Below are 14,312 nucleotides of genomic sequence, written 5' to 3' on the forward strand. Positions count from 1 at the left end.
TAAATCGCCATATTTTTCGGTTGCCGATGTCACTGAAAATGCTGAAGGCACGCCCCGCCAACGCCCGCAGCCGATGACCGACCGGTCGTCCCTCGCATAACTTTCATCGGTTAATGCGAAGCGGAGTTTGCCCGGTGTGTCGCGGCCCCCTAGAATGCCCCGATGCGCGATGATCTCTCCCTTCTGCTGAACTCCCTCAACGATGCCCAACGCCAGGCCGTAGCGGCCCCCGTGGGTCGTCAGTTGGTCCTGGCCGGTGCTGGTTCCGGTAAAACCCGAGTGCTGGTGCACCGTATCGCCTGGTTGATCCAGGTCGAAAACGCCTCGCCCCACTCCATCCTGTCGGTGACCTTCACCAACAAGGCCGCTGCCGAGATGCGCCAGCGCATCGAGCAGCTGATGGGTATCAACCCGGCCGGCATGTGGGTCGGCACCTTCCACGGCCTGGCGCACCGCCTCCTGCGGGCACACTGGCAGGAAGCGGGCCTGAGCCAGACCTTCCAGATTCTCGACAGCGATGACCAACAGCGTCTGGTCAAGCGAGTAATCCGCGAGCTCGGCCTGGACGAACAGCGCTGGCCGGCCCGTCAGGCCCAATGGTTCATCAACGGCCAGAAAGACGAAGGCCTGCGCCCGCAACACATCCAGGCCAGCGGCGACCTGTTCCTGGCGACCATGCGCGGCATCTATGAGGCCTACGAGGCCGCCTGCCTGCGTGCGGGGGTCATCGACTTCTCCGAATTGCTGCTGCGCGCCCTCGACCTGTGGCGCGATCACCCAGGCCTGCTCGCTCACTATCAAAAGCGCTTCCGGCACATCCTGGTGGACGAGTTCCAGGACACCAACGCCGTGCAATACGCCTGGTTGCGCCTGCTGGCCAAGGGTGGCGACAGCCTGATGGTCGTAGGCGACGACGACCAGTCGATCTACGGCTGGCGTGGCGCGAAAATCGAGAACATCTATCAGTATTCCGAAGACTTCCCGGACGCCGAAACCATTCGCCTGGAGCAAAACTATCGCTCCACCGCCGGTATCCTGAAGGCTGCCAACGCCTTGATCGCCAACAACACCGGGCGCCTGGGCAAAGAGCTGTGGACAGACGGCGGCGACGGCGAAGCGATCAACCTGTACGCCGCCTTCAACGAGCACGACGAAGCACGCTACGTTGTCGAAACCATCGAAAGCGCGCTCAAAACCGGCTTGTCTCGCAGCGATATCGCGATTCTGTATCGCTCCAACGCCCAATCGCGGGTTCTGGAAGAAGCCTTGCTGCGCGAGCGCATTCCCTACCGTATCTATGGCGGTCAGCGCTTCTTCGAACGCGCCGAAATCAAGAACGCCATGGCCTACATGCGCTTGCTCGAAGGCCGTGGTAACGATGCCGCGCTGGAACGGGTGATCAACGTGCCGGCCCGTGGCATCGGCGAGAAAACCGTTGAAGCGATCCGCGACCATGCGCGCCACAGCGATGTATCGATGTGGGAAGCGATGCGCCAACTGGTGGCCAACAAAGGCCTGACCGGTCGTGCGGCCGGTGCCTTGGGCGCCTTTATCGAGCTGATCGAGAACCTCGCCGCCAAGTGCATGGAAATGCCACTGCACCTGATGACCCAGACCGTCATCGAGCAGTCGGGGCTGATCGCCTATCACGAAGCGGAAAAAGGCGAGAAAGGCCAGGCTCGGGTAGAAAACCTTGAGGAACTGGTCAGCGCCGCACGCAACTTCGAAAACAGCGAAGAAGACGAAGACCTGTCGCCATTGGCAGCATTCCTCGGTCACGCATCGCTGGAGGCCGGCGATACCCAGGCCGACGAGCACGAAGACAGCATTCAACTGATGACCCTGCACAGCGCCAAGGGTCTGGAATTCCCTTACGTGTTCCTGGTGGGCATGGAAGAAGGCCTGTTCCCGCACAAGATGAGCCTGGAAGAACCCGGTCGCCTTGAGGAAGAACGTCGTCTGGCCTACGTAGGCATCACCCGGGCCATGCAGAACCTGGTGATGACCTATGCTGAAACCCGACGCCTTTATGGCAGCGAGACCTACAACAAGGTCTCGCGCTTCGTACGCGAAGTTCCGAAAGGTCTGATTCAGGAGGTGCGGCTGTCCAACAGCGTCAGCCGTCCTTTCGGTGGCAACCAGTCAATGAGTGGCAGCAACCTGTTCAGCGGCAGCGAGATTCCGCAGACCGGCTTCAGCCTGGGGCAGACCGTACGCCACTCAGTGTTTGGCGATGGCGTGATCCTGAACTTCGAAGGCGCCGGGGCTCAGGCCCGGGTGCAGGTGAACTTCAGCGAAGGCAGCAAGTGGCTGATGCTGGGTTACGCGAAACTGGAAGCAATCTAAAAGACCGCCAGAGGTCTGATGTGGGAGCGGGTTTGCTCGCGAAGAACGATCACGCGGTGTTTCTGATGAACCGCGGTGCTGCCTTCGCGAGCAAGCCCGCTCCCACAGAGTTAGACGTTGGCCTATGTGAAAGGGAACAGATATGGGTTCAAGCTTCTTTTCCTCTTGGACATTCTGGGCCCTGTTATCGGCGGCATTCGCGGCAATGACCGCCATTTTCGCGAAAGTCGGCATCGAAAACGTCAACTCCGACTTCGCCACCCTGCTGCGTACGATAGTGGTATTGGTCAGCCTGGCCTTGATTTTGTTCGCCACGGGCCAATATCAGTCTTTGGGATCGATCTCTGCGAAGAGCTACCTTTTCCTGCTGTTGTCGGGCCTGGCCACCGGTGCGTCGTGGATCTGCTATTTCCGTGCACTCAAGGTCGGTCCGGCGTCACTGGTTGCCCCGGTGGACAAACTCAGCGTGGTGCTGGTGGCCGTTCTTGGCGTAATCCTGCTGGGTGAAAAACTTGACCTGCGCCAATGGGGCGGAATCGTTCTGATCACGGCCGGGGTCGTCATGCTGGCATTACGTCGCTAGGCGAGCGTCCTACAAAGCTCATCCACTCATCTGACAGATCAAAGTCAAAAGGCCCTATTGCACTGACTGAAGCTGAATGAAACCTGTCAGGCAAAAGCCCGAAACACTCTGCCGCTAGCCAGTAACACTTCAGCTGTGCAACATGGCGCGCGTGCCTTCCACAAATGGGAATTCCCTTTATGAAACGTTTTCTTAGCATCGCCATGGCGTTGTGCATCGGCCTGACGATGAGTCTCGACGTCAATGCCGCCAAGCGCTTCGGTGGTGGCAAAAGCGCAGGCGCTGCGCCGACGCACCAGACCAGCCAGATGGCTCCTTCTTCTCCTGGCATGGGCGGCGCTGCGGCGACCGCTGGTGCTGCCGGTGCCGCTGGCGCCGCCGCCAAGGCCGGTGGCGCTTCGCGCTGGCTCGGCCCTCTGGCCGGTATCGCGGCCGGCGGCCTGCTGGCATCCATGTTCATGGGCGACGGCTTCCAGGGCATGCAGATCTTCGACATCCTGATCATGGCTGTCATTGCATTCCTGGTATTCCGCTTTATCGCCGCCCGTCGTCGCAAGCAGCAGGAGCATTACGCTCCGGCCGGCCACGCGCCGATGCAACGTGAAGCGTTCGAACAGAAGCCTGCCGGTGGTTCGATCTTCGGTGGTTCGCCAGCGCCTGTTGCCGCTCGTCCAGTGATCAACGCTCCAGCCTGGTTCAACGAAAGAAACTTCGTCGAAGCGGCACGCAATCACTTCCAGTCCCTGCAACAGCACTGGGACGCCAACGAAATGGACAAGATCGCCGAGTTCGTGACCCCGCAAATGCTGGAGTTCCTCAAGCGTGAGCGTGCCGACCTGGGCGACGCTTTCCAGTCCACCTACATTGATAACCTCAATGTGCAGCTGGACGGTGTGGATGATCGCGCCGACAAGACCATTGCCACCCTGACCTTCACCGGCGTGTCGAAAACCTCGCGTTTCGACCAGGGCGAAGTCTTCAGCGAAAGCTGGAACATGGAACGTGCACAAGGCGAAAACCAGCCTTGGCTGGTTGCAGGTATCCGCCAGAACGGCTGATCCCGCGCCGCGCTTCACTTGCTGAAAAGAAAACCCCAGCCCTGGCTGGGGTTTTCTATTTCGCGGTTGCATCTATAGCAAGCTACTGTATAAACCGCCCCATATAAACCGCGCCATACAAGCAAGAGGATCCCGGACGTGGAAGAAATCATCGAACAACTGCGTGAAGCCAACGAACCGGTACCGGTCCCCTTGGAATTGCCCGACGAAGACCTGCTGGTCGAAATCGAAGAACAACTGTTCATCGACATTCCGTTTGTCTTCAGAGAGTTTCTGCTGACCGTCAGCGACGTGGTCTACGGTAGCCTGGAACCGGTCACGGTGACCGACCCGCAATCCCACACCTACCTGCCCGACGTTGCCGCCAACGCTTGGGACGCCGGCGTCGATCGCAGCCTGATCCCTATCTGCCAGGACGGTGATGACTACTATTGCGTCGAAGAAGATGGCACCGTGGTGCTTTGGCAGGCCGAAGAAGAACTGATCGCCGAAGAGACTTGGGAGTCGGTGTGGCACTGGGCAAGGGACGTCTGGCTGGAAAGCTGATCCAGTCAACACCGCTGGGTGGTCAATGCCCGGACGACTCCTTGTGATTGTCGAGGGTTTCCAGCAAAGCCACCTGCATCCGCGTATGCACACGAATGAACCAGCGCCACAGCAGCGCCGCCACGGCGGCCGCGACGATGGCGATCAGCACCAGCAACTTGTTGGTCGGCAGAATACTGGCCGACAAGGCTGCCAACAGCAAAAAGATCACCAGCAGCGACAGGATCGGGATCACTTCGGCGATCACCCGGCGCACTCGCTGCGTGTGGCGCCCGGCCATCTCCGGCTTCACGCCCATTTCCGCCAGCAACATCGACAGTGCCTTTAGCTTGCGGTATGCCGCAATCAAAAAAGGCAGCGATAACAGCAGCGCCCCACCCCAGATCAACGCCTTTTGCCAGCTCGGATCGTTGATCCAGTCTTGCAGATAAGCCGACATGCGTTCTGCGAAGTACGCGCCCGAGAAGAAGATCGCGATCACGAGCGCCAGATTCACTCCCACCTGCAGCAAGATCCTGCGAATCATGGATGCCAGTAACGCGCCCTCCCCCTGAGGCTGGATGCTGCGCAACCATTCGCCATACATCCCCAACACCCGTCCCAGACGTTCTGGCATGACGCCGGCGAGCTTGGTCGACAATGGATCGGCCGCGCGGATCAGATAAGGCGTCAGCAGGGTCGTGATCACCGAAACCGCCACAGCCACGGGGTACAGAAAGTTACCGGTGACCTGCAACGTCATGCCCAGCGCCGCAATGATGAAGGAGAATTCGCCAATCTGTGAAAGCCCCATCCCGACCCGCAGCGAGGTACGTCCGTCATTGCCGGCGATAAATGCACCAAGGCCGCAGGACAACATCTTGCCGAGCACCACGGCTACGGTGATTACGACGATTGGCCAGGCGTACTGAACCAGGATCGCCGGATCGAGCATCAGCCCGATGGCCACAAAGAAAATCGCACTGAAAAGATCGCGAACCGGCTCAATCAAACGCTCGATTTTCAGCAGTTGCCGGGATTCAGCCATGATCGCGCCGATCAGGAATGCCCCGAGGACCATGCTGTATTCAAGCTTGACCACCAGCAGGCAGAAGCCAAAACACAGGCCCAGCACCGTGATCAGCAGCATTTCATTGCTTTCGAATCTGGCGACGTAAGCCAGCAGCCGCGGCACCATCAGGATACCAACGACCAACGCGACGATCATGAACAGCGACAGTTTGCCGACCGTGGAAAACACTTCGCCGGAGCTGACCGTACCGCTGACCGCGATGCTGGACAGCAGCGCGATGATGCCGATGCCCAGAATGTCTTCGACGATCAGCACACCAAATATCAACTGGGCAAATCGCTCGTTCTTCAACTTCAGATCGTTGAGCGCCTTGACGATGATGGTGGTCGAGGAAATCGCCAGGATCGCGCCGAGGAACAGTGAGTCCATGGTGTTCCAGTCGAACCAGCGACCAATCTCGTAGCCGATCCAGATCATCAGCACGATCTCCAGGAATGCCGCGATGAACGCCGTGGCACCGACCTTGAACAACTTGCGCAGGCTGAACTCCAGGCCCAGGCAGAACATCAGGAATATCACACCGAGTTCAGCCAGGGTCTTGATGGTTTCTTCATCATGGATCAGGCCGAATGGCGGGGTGTGCGGGCCAATGATGAAACCGGCGACGATGTATCCCAGTACCACCGGTTGTTTCAGGCGATGGAAAACCACGGTGACCACACCTGCAATCAACATGATCACTGCCAGATCCTGAATGAAACTGATGGCATGCATGGCGTGAGACTCCCTGGCTGGCATTGCTCGATCCCCGGATGCAGGAAAAGTCTGATCGAGCAGAACAAAAATCGGAATTGCACGTAGGAAATGCCCTTGAGGCAGGGCTTTTTGCAGGGTAACACCGCGACTTCTGGCAGAAAGGCGGTGCAATATATGGAAACAGATCGATCCGGCGTGACGGCGACCCTGCGCCCGGCGTCCCGATAACTGTTGGTTTGAAAAAACCGCCGAGGCACCCGCAGAGGTGCAACCCTCAAACCTGGCCTTGACCCGTGAGAATGCTATGGAACCCGGAAACGCCCAGCTGTCGATGACGGTATTGATGACCCCCGACATGGCCAACTTCTCTGGCAATGTCCACGGCGGCACCCTGCTCAAATACCTCGACGAAGTGGCCTACGCCTGCGCCAGCCGTTATGCCGGCCGCTATGTGGTGACCCTGTCGGTGGACCAGGTCATTTTCCGTGAGCCGATCCATGTCGGCGAACTGGTGACCTTTCTCGCCTCCGTCAACTACACCGGCAATACCTCCATGGAGGTGGGCATCAAAGTGGTGACCGAGAACATTCGCGAGCGGTCGGTGCGCCACACCAACAGTTGCTTCTTCACCATGGTCGCGGTGGATGACCAGCGCAAACCTGCACCGGTACCACCGCTGCAACCGCAGAACAGTGAAGACAAGCGCCGCTACATGCAGGCCCAACAGCGTCGGCAGATTCGTCAGGAGCTGGAAAAGCGTTATCAGGATATCAAGGGCGACGCCTGATCTGGTCAGGCAGGCTGATGGTGTTCTTTAGAAAGCCATTCGCGAGCAAGCCCGCTCCCACATTTGATCTTCGGTGTTGCATAGATCCAGTGTGGGAGCGGGCTTGCTCCGGGCGGCGATCCGACGAATGGGATCAACGCAAAATCAAAGGCTGATCGGGGTCGCCTCGAACCGCACCCGCGGATGGGCAATCCGGTCCTGGGCCCGTACCAGTTCCAACTCGTAGCTGGCACAGGCCTGGGTTTCGAGCAGCACTTCATGCACCGCCGACGCCGTGAACTCGAAGGCAGCCACCAGGCTGTCGCCCAACAGCACACGCGCCAGGAACAGGCCGGACGTCAGATCGCCCACGCCCACTGGCTGACGCGGGAACGCCAGCAACGGGCGCTGCAAATGCCAGCTGCCTTCGGCCGTCACCAGCAGCATCTCGAAGGCCTCTGCCGATTTACCGGGATAGTCCAGATGCTTGACCAACACTGCTTTCGGCCCGCGAACCAGTAATGCACGCGCCATGGCCAGGCAATCGAACAGCGATTGCGGCTTGCGCCCGGAGAAGCTGTCCAGCTCCAACTGGTTCGGGCACATGAAGTCCGCCACGGCGGCGGCCTCCTCCAACAGAAAATCACTGACCTCCGCCGGAACACTGCAACCCTTCTCCGGATGCCCCATGACCGGGTCACACAGGTACAGTGCCTTGGGGTTCATCGACTTGATCCGCGCCACCCCCGTCAGGATCGCCCGGCCCTGGGCCGCACTGCCGAGGTAACCGGAGAGCACCGCATCGCAGTTGCCCAGCTCGCCAATCGCCGCAATGCCTTCGACCAGGTCGGGGATCTGGTGCGGCGCCAGTACTTCACCGGCCCACTGACCGTACTGGGTGTGATTGGAGAACTGCACAGTGTTGAGCGGCCAGACATTCACCCCGACCCGTTGCATCGGGAAAACTGCGGCACTGTTGCCGGCATGACCGAATACCACGTGGGACTGGATAGCGAGCAAATGCGGAGTACGTTTCATGCGGTGGATTTCCGTAAAACGATTGAAATTCTAGCCGCGCAGTATGCGACTAAACGCAGCCTGTACGACAGACCAGCGACGCAGTTAAGCTGACACTATCTTGTTGGAGCACCCTGTGATGCTGACCCTTGGAAATATATTCGTGCTGATGCTGTTCGCCACTGCCGGCGCATGGCTATGGCACAACCACGGCTTGCGCGAGCGGGCGCTGGAGCGGGTCAAGCAGCATTGCGGCAAACTCGGGATCGAATTGCTCGACGGCAACGTGGCCTTGAAAAGAATCGCGTTCATCAGGGATGCCAGTGGTCGGCGACGCCTGGCCCGTGTGTATAACTTCGAATTCACCGTGACCGGCGAAAGCCGCCACAACGGCACCATCACCCAGTTCGGCGCTCACAGCGCACAGATTGAACTGGCGCCCTACCCGGTCCCGTTCGACGAAACCGAACCGGTGGTCGAAGTGACGAAACCTCGCGCGGAAGTGATCGAACTGAGCCAGTGGCGTCAGGACCATACCAAGTGGCGGCCTTGAGCCGTTAACCCGATCCGGATCGGCACGCTGCCAGCTCCCTCTGCAACCGGTCTGTATTCTGCGGCTCACTGAAAATCAGCTCGATACGCGAATCCTGCCGCCATTCACTGGGCTGCCAGTCCAGCGCCGAGTTATCCACCGCATTCGCCGAGACCCATCCGTGGACGCTGTGGATAACCAGCTTCGCCCGCCTCCAGGCAAGGCTTTCAAGCCACCGGCCTACCAGCGCGGCATCAAATACCTGGCTTGGGTGCCAACGCCATCCGATGCTCCAGCCTCCGTCCTGTTCCTGACTCAAGCAAATGGGCAACGCAGGATCGCCCCAGACCGCCGGTAACTGCGCCAATCCCTTGGGCACGACGAAGTTATCCACACCCGCCCGCGCTTTGGCATTCAGCCCCGGCAGCTCGCTCAAGGGTAAAGCCGCCTGTTGCGTCCAGCACAGGGGGAGCGGCGGCAATTGCCCGGCGATTCTCTGGCGACTGCCTTCTTCGAGACCTTCAGACTTGTTCAACAGCAGCAATCCCGCATGGCCCAGCGCTTGCTGCTGAACATCCGGCAACGGTTTGCCAGCAGCGAGCGACTGGGCATCCAACACCAGCACACAAGGCTGGACAGCCAACACGCCTTGCCACGGCGCTTCGCTCAATTGCCTGAGCAACTGCGCCGGATGCCCCAGCCCTGAGGGTTCGATGAACAGTCGATCCGGTTGCGCCTTGCGCAACAAGCGCCCAAGACCAATCTGAAACGGCGCACCGTTGACGCAACACAGGCAGCCCCCGGCCACTTCACCCAGTGCGATACCATCGGCGTCCCGGGTCAGCAGCGCAGCGTCGAGACCGATCTGGCCAAACTCGTTGATCAACACCGCCCACCGCTCGCCTGCCGGGCGCTGGGCCAACAGGTGCTTGATCAGGCTGGTCTTGCCGGCGCCCAACGGACCGGCAATGACATGAGTGGGGATATTCTGCAGCATGGTCGATGATTTCTGAGGAGGTGATGGATGCGGTTGATTGGCTTGTCGTTGCTCCTGGCACTGGTTTCAGGCGAGGCGCTGGCCCAGGCTTGTGTGGTTCATAGCCAGGGCCAGCGGCTTGATGTCCAGGTTTGCCAGCAGAACCGCAACATCCCGCCAAAACTCTTCGCCGATGGTTTCTGCCAGCCGAACCTGGCGGGGCAGAAAGTCGATGTGCAGTACGTCGATCAATGCCCCAGCGGCGCATTCGGTATCTGCAGCAACGCCCAAGTCGCCAATATGCCCTACCGACAGGATATTCACTATTACGGCGTTGCCACCGACGCGGCGTATTTGCAGCCGTACTGCGAGGCCCAGAGCCAGGGCACCTGGTTCAAGCCTTGAAACGTCATTAGTGGATCAGGCGGCCTCTTCATACCACAGGCCGAATGGATCAGGCAGCAAACGCCAGCCCTCTACGCCCAGCGCCATTTCCTCATCGGTCAGCAGGCATGCGTCCAGTTCGGCCGTGAGTTGCGTGAAGTCGATGTTCTGGCCGATGAATACCAGTTCCTGACGACAGTCCCCGCTATCGGCGGTCCAGTTTTTCATGATCCCGACGGTACTTTCTTCGTCCTGCGGCCATTGGTTTTTCGGTACGAAACGCCACCAGCGTCCGGCAAAGCCATAGCGCATCAAACCACCGGCTTGAGACCAACTGCCGGCATCCATGTGCTTGCTTGCCAGCCAGAAAAAGCCCTTGGAGCGCAGCAGCTTGCCGTTGTCCCAACGACCGTCGATGAAGTTGAAGAAACGCTGTGGATGGAACGGCCGGCGAGCCCGGTAAGCACTGGAAGCAATGCCGTATTCTTCGGTTTCCGGCACGTGTTCGCCGCGCAACTCCTGCAACCATCCTGGTGCCTGTGCAGCCTTTTCGAAGTCAAAACGACCGGTGTCGAGAATCTTGTTCAAGGGGATTTCGCCCATCGCCATCGGAATGATTTCCGCCTGGGCGTTGAGCCGTTCAAGTATGGCGATCAGCTCCTCGCGTTCGTGGCTGCTGATCAAATCGATCTTGCTGAGCAAAATCACATCGGCGAACTCCACCTGTTCAATCAACAGATCGGTAATCGAACGCTCGTCCTCTTCCCCAAGCGTTTCTCCTCGGGAAGCCAGACTTTCGGCAGCCTGGTAATCGAGCAGGAAATTCATGCCATCGACCACCGTGACCATGGTGTCGAGACGTGCGATGTCGCTGAGGCTCTGGCCGTTTTCATCGCGGAAGGTGAAGGTTTCCGCCACAGGCAGCGGTTCGGAAATACCGGTGGACTCGATCAGCAGATAGTCGAAGCGGCCCTCTCTGGCGAGCTGACTCACCTCCTCCAGCAAATCTTCACGTAACGTACAGCAAATACACCCGTTACTCATCTCCACCAACCGTTCTTCAGCGCGATTAAGGCTGACATCGCGCTGGACTTCGGTGCCATCGACGTTGATTTCGCTCATATCGTTGACGATGACGGCTACTCGTAAACAATCGCGATTACGTAGTATGTAATTAAGTAGTGTACTTTTTCCGGCACCTAGAAAGCCGGAGAGAACGGTCACGGGAAGTCGATTGGACATCTGCATATTCCTCACAGGGATGCCCGGTCGCTGTGTCGGGCTTACACAATGTTATACTGTAACAACACCAATGCACCACCCCTCTTGCCCGGCAGGGCAAAGGACTGGATGCTGAACGCATTCCTTTCGTGAGAAGCCCCATGCGCAACGTCCTGAAATCTGCACTGATCATGCTTTCCCTGCTGGTGGCTGCCGACGCGACGGCCCAGGTCCCGAGCCTGGCCAAGTGCACCCGTAGCGCCAACCTGCTGGCCTGCGTGGATGCCGATGGCAATGCCTACAGCGTCAACACCGCCGGAAACACGATCTATCTGCGGGGTTTCGAAACGGCCGGCAAACGCTATTGGGCGCAGACCAACAGCCGCTACGGTCAGCTGACGTTTTTCACCGGTATCGCTTCCGATGGCGAGGCCTGGGTCGGCTACAACCAGCGCGTCGGCTGGACCACGATCAACCGGTTTTCCAGCTCTGGCGGCAGCAGCGCCAGGTTCACCTGCAGCCGGATCGCTGGCTGTTAAGCCTCTTTGTTTTTCTGTTGAAGGCGTGAAAGCAGGCTGAGCATGCGGTGGTTGCGCATGATGAAAATCCGTTCATGAAAAAGGCATCGTCGATTACACTGTTATACTATAACATTGTAGATCAACTCCCACGATGGACCTGCTCATGAATGCGCTGACTCTGCCGGATATCGCCGCGCAGGCCTCACGCCAAGCCCTGCCACTGGAGTGGGTGGGCATGTGCGGCATTGCTCTTCCCGTTTTGTTTGATGGCCAACGACTGAATGCAAAGGCCGATGCCGGCGTGAGCCTCGACGATGGCAATGCCCGCGGCATTCACATGTCACGGCTCTATCTGGCGCTTGAATTGCTGGCGCAGGAAAATCTCTCACCGGCTCTATTGCGGCGGGTTTTGCAGCGTTTTCTTGAGAGTCATGAAGGACTATCCAGCAGCGCACATCTAACCATTCACGCCGATTTGTTGCTGAAAAGGCCGGCGCTGATCAGTCCATTGGCTGGCTGGAAAAGCTATTCAGTCACCATCGAAGCGCAACTGAAAAACGCAATGTTCCACGTGGAACTAAAAATCGATGTGCCTTATTCCTCAACCTGTCCATGTTCCGCCGCCCTTTCTCGACAGTTGATTCAGCAGCAGTTCGTCGATGATTTCGCGAACAAGGCACTGCAACACGCCGACGTTTTAGCGTGGCTCGGCTCCACGAACGGCATAGTCGCCACACCTCACAGCCAACGCAGCAGCGCAAAGTTGCGCGTGCGTCTGGCTGATTTTTTGGACGAGTTACCTCTGATCGCCGTCATCAACGACGCCGAAGCCGCACTCGGCACCGCCGTTCAAACAGCGGTAAAACGCGCCGACGAACAGGCCTTCGCCCTGGCCAATGGTCAGAACCTGATGTTCTGCGAGGACGCCGCACGCCGTTTGAATCTGGCCCTGAAGCGCTCCACAGGCATCAATGCCTTCCACATTCGTGTCACCCATGCCGAAAGCCTGCACGCCCATGACGCTGTCGCCGAAAGCCGTTTCAACTGGGAGCTCGCATGATTGCTTGCCACGCTTTACGTTGGGGCGCGCCGGGGCAGCCACTCACACCCGCGCTGGACTTCGAACTCTCGAAGGGCAGCCTGACCGCCATCATCGGTGCGAACGGCTCCGGGAAAAGCAGCCTGTTGAAGGTCATCGCCGGATTGCAAAAACCGTTGGCCGGAAAGGTTCGACTGAGTGTTCCACTCAAGGGCGGTGTGTCGTTCCAGCCCCAGCAACAACACCTGGACAGGCAATTTCCGATCAGCCTTCAGGCATTGGTCGCCGCCGGTTTCTGGGGCAACAAACAGTCACCACAGATCCGTAGCCAACGCCTGAAAACCGTCCTCGAGAACTGGCGCCTGAACGGCCTGGAAGATCGCCCCTTGATGGCCCTCTCCGGCGGCGAGTTGCAACGCGCCCTGCTTGCCCGATTGAGCCTGACTGACGCGCCCCTGCTGTTGCTCGATGAACCCCATGCGGCCCTTGATGAACTCGGCCAGGCATTGCTCTGGAAGCACATACACGATTGGCACCTCGAAGGCCGGACACTGGTGGTTGTGTGCCATGACCTCGCTGCCGTCCGCGCGCACATCCCACACACCTTGCTGATCAAAAGCAGTGGATGCACATTCGGCCCGAGTACCGAACTGATCCGCCAACCACCACATGCGCAGGTGGCCTGATGATCGCTGCCGCGCATCTTTGGCAACCGTTCCACGAGTTCGTGTTCATGCGTCGGGCGCTGCTCGGTGGTTTGCTCCTGGCGTGCAGTACGGCGCCCCTTGGGGTGTTTCTGATCCTCCGGCGCATGAGCCTGATCGGCGATGCCGTCGCCCACGGCATCCTTCCCGGTGCGGCCCTGGGTTTCTGGTTTGCCGGGTTGAGCCTCCCGGCCTTGACCATCGGCGGTCTCGGCGCCGGCTTGAGCATGGCCGGCCTCGCGGCCTGGATTACGCGGCGCACCGGCCTGCGAGAGGACGCCAGTCTCGCGGCGATCTACCCGATTTCCCTGGCCGGCGGCGTGCTGATTCTCGGCATCGCCGGCAAACGCCTGGACCTGTTGCACCTATTGTTTGGCTCGGCGCTGGCGGTCGACGGCTCGACCTTGACCGGCATGCTTTGGGTCTCGGGCCTGAGCCTGATTGCCATGGCATTGATCTACAAACCACTGCTGCTCGACACCCTCGACCCGCTTTTTCTGCAAACCGTCAGCCGACTTGGTCCACTGGCCCACGGCGTGTTCCTGACGCTGGTGGTGTTGAATCTGGTCATCGGTTTCCAGGCGATCGGCGCGTTGATGGTGGTCGGGTTGATGATGTTGCCTGCCGCCGCGGCGCGTTTCTGGAGTCGCCGCTTGCCGGTGCTGATCGTCGTCGCCGCCTTGCTCGGCAGTCTCTCGGTGTGGCTCGGTTTATTGATCTCGTTCTATTACTCGCTGCCCAGTGGCCCGGCAATCGTACTGGTGGCCGGCGCCGGGTATCTGTTGTCCGTGGTGTTCGGGCCGGTGCACGGCTTGCTGCGCCGCCCGCCTTTGCTCACATCCCAATGAGGT

General features: G+C 59.3%; 15 protein-coding genes. 11 read left to right on the top strand and 4 right to left on the bottom strand.

Annotation, left to right across the window (positions count from 1 at the left end; all coding sequences use genetic code 11):
- The first annotated feature begins 162 nt into the window (after positions 1-162).
- From uvrD to PMI34_RS26235, 4 genes are all read left to right on the top strand, one after another.
- Complete coding sequence (gene uvrD, locus PMI34_RS26250) at positions 163-2,346, top strand: DNA helicase II (protein WP_008045592.1); 2,184 nt, start codon at positions 163-165, stop codon at positions 2,344-2,346.
- Positions 2,347-2,488: 142 nt separating this feature from the next.
- A complete protein-coding gene (locus PMI34_RS26245) occupies positions 2,489-2,929 on the top strand; it encodes an EamA family transporter (protein WP_008045593.1) in 441 nt (146 codons plus the stop codon).
- Between the two features lie 179 nt (positions 2,930-3,108).
- The gene (locus tag PMI34_RS26240; RefSeq protein WP_008045595.1) at positions 3,109-3,987 is read left to right on the top strand and encodes a Tim44 domain-containing protein; all 879 of its coding nucleotides are present in this window, start codon (positions 3,109-3,111) and stop codon (positions 3,985-3,987) included.
- Positions 3,988-4,125: 138 nt separating this feature from the next.
- Entirely contained in the window at positions 4,126-4,533 is a 408-nt protein-coding gene (locus PMI34_RS26235) for an SMI1/KNR4 family protein (protein ID WP_003187120.1), read from the top strand.
- Between the two features lie 22 nt (positions 4,534-4,555).
- Here the strand turns inward: PMI34_RS26235 and PMI34_RS26230 are convergent, their stop codons facing one another.
- Positions 4,556-6,319 (bottom strand): cation:proton antiporter, encoded by a 1,764-nt coding sequence (locus tag PMI34_RS26230; protein ID WP_008045597.1) that lies wholly within the window; start codon positions 6,317-6,319, stop codon positions 4,556-4,558.
- A 286-nt stretch (positions 6,320-6,605) separates the two neighbouring features.
- Here PMI34_RS26230 and PMI34_RS26225 point away from each other — a divergent pair, with 286 nt between their 5' ends.
- A complete protein-coding gene (locus tag PMI34_RS26225; protein ID WP_007989648.1) occupies positions 6,606-7,088 on the top strand; it encodes an acyl-CoA thioesterase in 483 nt (160 codons plus the stop codon).
- A gap of 144 nt (positions 7,089-7,232) precedes the next feature.
- Here the strand turns inward: PMI34_RS26225 and pdxY are convergent, their stop codons facing one another.
- A complete protein-coding gene (gene pdxY / locus PMI34_RS26220) occupies positions 7,233-8,105 on the bottom strand; it encodes a pyridoxal kinase PdxY (RefSeq protein WP_008045598.1) in 873 nt (290 codons plus the stop codon).
- 118 nt (positions 8,106-8,223) lie between these two features.
- Here pdxY and PMI34_RS26215 point away from each other — a divergent pair, with 118 nt between their 5' ends.
- Positions 8,224-8,637 (top strand): DUF3301 domain-containing protein, encoded by a 414-nt coding sequence (locus PMI34_RS26215; protein ID WP_008045600.1) that lies wholly within the window; start codon positions 8,224-8,226, stop codon positions 8,635-8,637.
- A gap of 4 nt (positions 8,638-8,641) precedes the next feature.
- Here PMI34_RS26215 and PMI34_RS26210 read toward each other — a convergent pair whose 3' ends face one another.
- Positions 8,642-9,613 carry a CobW family GTP-binding protein gene (locus PMI34_RS26210; protein ID WP_008045602.1) on the bottom strand — a complete coding sequence of 324 codons (972 nt, stop codon included), beginning with the start codon at positions 9,611-9,613 and terminating at the stop codon, positions 8,642-8,644.
- A gap of 27 nt (positions 9,614-9,640) precedes the next feature.
- On the opposite strand from PMI34_RS26210, the gene PMI34_RS26205 reads away from it, so the two are divergent.
- The gene (locus PMI34_RS26205; protein ID WP_008045603.1) at positions 9,641-9,997 is read left to right on the top strand and encodes a hypothetical protein; all 357 of its coding nucleotides are present in this window, start codon (positions 9,641-9,643) and stop codon (positions 9,995-9,997) included.
- A gap of 15 nt (positions 9,998-10,012) precedes the next feature.
- On the opposite strand, the gene zigA is transcribed toward PMI34_RS26205, so the two are convergent.
- The gene (zigA, locus tag PMI34_RS26200; protein ID WP_008045604.1) at positions 10,013-11,218 is read right to left on the bottom strand and encodes a zinc metallochaperone GTPase ZigA; all 1,206 of its coding nucleotides are present in this window, start codon (positions 11,216-11,218) and stop codon (positions 10,013-10,015) included.
- A gap of 140 nt (positions 11,219-11,358) precedes the next feature.
- On the opposite strand from zigA, the gene PMI34_RS26195 reads away from it, so the two are divergent.
- From PMI34_RS26195 to PMI34_RS26180, 4 genes are all read left to right on the top strand, one after another.
- Positions 11,359-11,736 carry a hypothetical protein gene (locus tag PMI34_RS26195; RefSeq protein ID WP_008045605.1) on the top strand — a complete coding sequence of 126 codons (378 nt, stop codon included), beginning with the start codon at positions 11,359-11,361 and terminating at the stop codon, positions 11,734-11,736.
- A gap of 145 nt (positions 11,737-11,881) precedes the next feature.
- The gene (gene folE2 / locus PMI34_RS26190) at positions 11,882-12,778 is read left to right on the top strand and encodes a GTP cyclohydrolase FolE2 (RefSeq protein ID WP_008045607.1); all 897 of its coding nucleotides are present in this window, start codon (positions 11,882-11,884) and stop codon (positions 12,776-12,778) included.
- Complete coding sequence (locus PMI34_RS26185; RefSeq protein WP_008045609.1) at positions 12,775-13,443, top strand: metal ABC transporter ATP-binding protein; 669 nt, start codon at positions 12,775-12,777, stop codon at positions 13,441-13,443. The genes folE2 and PMI34_RS26185 overlap by 4 nt, the downstream gene beginning before the upstream one ends.
- On the top strand, positions 13,443-14,309 hold the full coding sequence (locus PMI34_RS26180) for a metal ABC transporter permease (protein ID WP_008045611.1): 867 nt from the start codon (positions 13,443-13,445) through the stop codon (positions 14,307-14,309). The genes PMI34_RS26185 and PMI34_RS26180 overlap by 1 nt, the downstream gene beginning before the upstream one ends.
- Positions 14,310-14,312: the final 3 nt, after the last annotated feature.

Origin of the sequence: Pseudomonas sp. GM74 (assembly GCF_000282455.1) — a bacterium.
Lineage (GTDB): Bacteria > Pseudomonadota > Gammaproteobacteria > Pseudomonadales > Pseudomonadaceae > Aquipseudomonas.